The 3,554-nt window shown below is 42.3% G+C and carries 3 protein-coding genes; all 3 read right to left on the reverse strand.

What is annotated here, in order from left to right:
• Window positions 1-82 precede the first annotated feature (82 nt).
• Complete coding sequence (locus QUA78_RS32035; protein ID WP_333307122.1) at window positions 83-517, reverse strand: hypothetical protein; 435 nt, start codon at window positions 515-517, stop codon at window positions 83-85.
• Entirely contained in the window at window positions 498-974 is a 477-nt protein-coding gene (locus QUA78_RS32040; RefSeq protein ID WP_333307124.1) for a type II toxin-antitoxin system antitoxin SocA domain-containing protein, read from the reverse strand. The genes QUA78_RS32035 and QUA78_RS32040 overlap by 20 nt, the downstream gene beginning before the upstream one ends.
• A 62-nt stretch (window positions 975-1,036) precedes the next feature.
• The gene (locus QUA78_RS32045) at window positions 1,037-3,451 is read right to left on the reverse strand and encodes an NACHT C-terminal helical domain 2-containing protein (RefSeq protein ID WP_333307126.1); all 2,415 of its coding nucleotides are present in this window, start codon (window positions 3,449-3,451) and stop codon (window positions 1,037-1,039) included.
• Window positions 3,452-3,554: the final 103 nt, after the last annotated feature.

Raw genomic sequence — 3,554 nt, forward strand, 5'->3', positions numbered from 1 at the left:
TTCTCTCCCGGCGCGGTGGCTCTAGTTCTTCTGAAAGCCACCGTTCTCATCTTTATTTAGTCTAAACTACAGTATAATAATTTCAACTGTAAAGATTGTGGTCTGGGTCTAACCAGACAATATAAAAAATATTTTCACTAAAAAATCCATGCACCCTGCCGTATTCATTAGCAGATATTTGAAACTGGTAGGGGATATTTACTAGCTGATCTTCATTGGGAATGCCGAAGCCATTAGGTTCAGTTGTATCTTGCCAGACTATTCCATGACAGCGCAGGCTTTTACTCTGATTATTGATAATTTCTTGAGATTTCAATTGTGATAAATCGCGCAGCCTTCTCAATAGAGATGCTAGATATCTAGAATCTCGATCGGCAAGTGAAAATTTATCTTTATCATCCTGATAATACCTGAAAGAAAAACTAATTCCTTCGGGTATTTGTACATCGAGACGCTTGATGGTAGATAAAGATTGCTGGCGGCGTATATCTGCTTTTTTAAGTTTCTTCGATGACACGGGTTTTGTAGAATTCTCTCATTAATTCCTTCGTAATAATAGCATGAGAAGGTTCATCTTTTGGCAAGTCACCTCTCGCCTTAATCCAAGGGTCTTCGCGTCGCACCATCAATTCTAACTCATAAGCATCGCAAAAGAAATACTCGTCGGATAACTCGTCTAAAAACTCTTGTACTTCCTGTGGAAATTCGGGTTTTTCGACTTCTTTAAGAATTGGCTTAAACCCAAATTGTTCTTTGTATTCGTAAAATAAAGCCGGGATAGTCGGCCCGTGCACCCAGGCTTCAAAATCTTCATCAAAAAGCGGTGTATCTTCAAAGGCTAGATACCATGCTTGGGCATAGTACAATAGTTTTTGTAGCTTGTGGTTGCTGAGGTAGGAGCCTACGTCATTCGCGAACCAGATGTAGTAATCAGCCAGTTGGGAGGCTGTTGTTACTGTAGTTATTGTGGTCATATAATTCGACTCAATAAGTTTTGTATTCTATGATAGCACAGGGCGATCGTCCAAAAATTGCCCTAATCTGTTTTTTCATATTTACGTTTTTCGATTTCGGCGATCGGTAATAGCAAAGTATTTTCAATTGCCTCTCTCACTTCATTACTCACCACACAACTGCTATTAAGACAATCTATTAATAACTCATTGGCATCGCAGTAACACTCAAGTAATTCTTTTTGTTCAGGATTGAAGCCCCAGTTATGACCCACATTTTGATGTTTGACTATTAATTCTCTAAGCCGATCAGTCCATGCTTTTCCTTCATCCCGCCACCACTCTCGACGGGCATCTATTTTACTCTCGGTTTCTAAAAAATTAAGGAGATCGGGAACTATATCAAATTTATGTAAATATTCTAGAAGTTCTTTCAGAGGTTTCTCTAGCTGAGGTTTAAAATTGGCGGCATGGATGCAAGCGCGATTGAGAGAATCACTCATATCCTTGGCTAGCAAATTTTCATAGTCATCGCTATTTGTTGCTCCAACTTGAAATCCGGGAGTAAATCCAAGTTTAAATGCCAGGGTTCTGGTTTTGTCAAAGTTACCTCGGAAAGCATTGATTATGTTTTGGTTAGAGGTAAGCGCTTCAGCAAAGAAAAGAGCGGTAACAAGCGCTAAATCAATATCAAAGACATAATTGCTGGTCATTTGATCTCTATTGATCTTAAAGAAGTAGCCTGGGGAATCATAGGCTATAGCATAGTAAAAAGCACGTATAGCCACAGTTTTATAAAGATGTGACACCGACTGAGATTTCTCATTGACCCAGTTAAGAAACTGCTGAAGTTGTGAATCTTTTGCAAGAATAGAATCGATCTTGCATTTCATCGCCTGCAAAAAATTGTCAGCATTGTCTAATAACTGTAATGTCAATAAAAAGACTTCTCGCCCCTGAGATTTTGTAATGTAAACTTCTAACTGTTGGAAAACTTCTTCTTGTGTGGCTCTATTATCAACAACATATTTAGCTACCAAATACTCTTGAAACGTAAGGTGCGAAAACGACCACACCTTTTGCGCCCTCTCAATCAACAACCCATGCTGCGCTTCCATCGCCCTCAACACCGCGCGACTATCTCGCTGCCCAATCCCCAAAAACTCAGTAATATATCCTTCAATCTCCGTCTGCTCAAACAACACATACTGCGTCTGCTCAAACTTCTTCACCGCTAGATAACTCAGTAACTCCAACTTTCGCTCCACTGACAAATCTCGATAAATCTCATCTCGCTCAATCTCCCGCGACTTGTCCCACTGCTCCAGTAGCAACTCCAAGCCCTCTTCATAAAGCTTCGATCGCTTCGAGTAAAACTTCCCAGTCTGATGAAATACTGCACAGGTCAAACTCAGCAAAATCGGAGTAATCGCCAACTCCCGAATCGACTTATTCTCTTCTCTAAAAAGCTGCTCCAGAAACTCCTGTGCCTTCGTCAGTCCCACCAACTCATCCCCTATCACTGCCTTAAACCAATGTTCTGAAAACGATCGCACCTGACCTTCATTAAAATCCGCAACTTCCACATAATCAAACCGCTCAAACCGCGACTCCTGACTCTGCGTTCGACACGTCACAATTACTTGCACCTGCGGATAGTCACGAGCAAACTTCTTAATTTCGTTGGTGATATTCTTTCCATCCTCCCCCGTCACCTCATCTAAGCCATCCAACAGAACCAGCACCCGACCTTGCTTTATTAGGCTTTCTGCATCTGATAAGTGCCAACACTTCTCTAAATAAGGCTTTAGGGCATAGGCTACCTCACGTCCATCCTTCACAAAATCCCGCAGCCTAATCAAAACCGGAATCCGGTGCGCTTGTAATTTTCCTGCATTGCACTCTGTCACCACTCGTTGCAAATACGTGGTTTTTCCCGAACCCGGTTTGCCCACCACCATCAGGTTTGTATTCTTCGCGAGTACCTCTAAGCCTGACACTCGTTCCTGTTCCCTGCCCAAGCCAATGCGATCTAAACTGCGATAGCTGGGATTGTTGCTGAAATCTTGGCACAAATCATGGAATTCCGACTTACGACTACTGCTCAGTTTCTCCAGAATATTGACATCCACAAACAAATCACCCAAGGGTACCCAACCATCGACACCCCAAAGTGGCATCGTGCCATGTAAGCGTTGGATGTCATCATGGAGGCGCGATCGTACCTCCTGAACTAACGCATCGAGATTAGAGTCTTTGTTTTGCAATGGTTCTGCTGCTTCCGGTTCAGCAATGTCTTCCCACTCGATCTCTAGCTGTGTGCATACATTCATGAAAACATCGCAATCAATTGGGTTGCCTTGCAGCAAACTCCAGATGGTTTGTCCAGAACAACCCACAGCACCAGCCAGGTAAGTTTGTCCTCCTTGTTTTCGTTTCAAGGCTTTTCGGATGTCTTTAAGACCTTGTGTAGAAGCTTGGAGTGTTCGCCGTGCCATTAACAAACCTAGAAGTTTATCCTCTCATACCAAATTCCTAAAGTTCTGCTACAGATATAGCCTCTAAAATAAATTCCCATCCCGTCAAAGAAGCAATAACTTC

Source organism: Microcoleus sp. K4-B3 (assembly GCF_036704615.1).
Lineage (GTDB): Bacteria > Cyanobacteriota > Cyanobacteriia > Cyanobacteriales > Microcoleaceae > Microcoleus.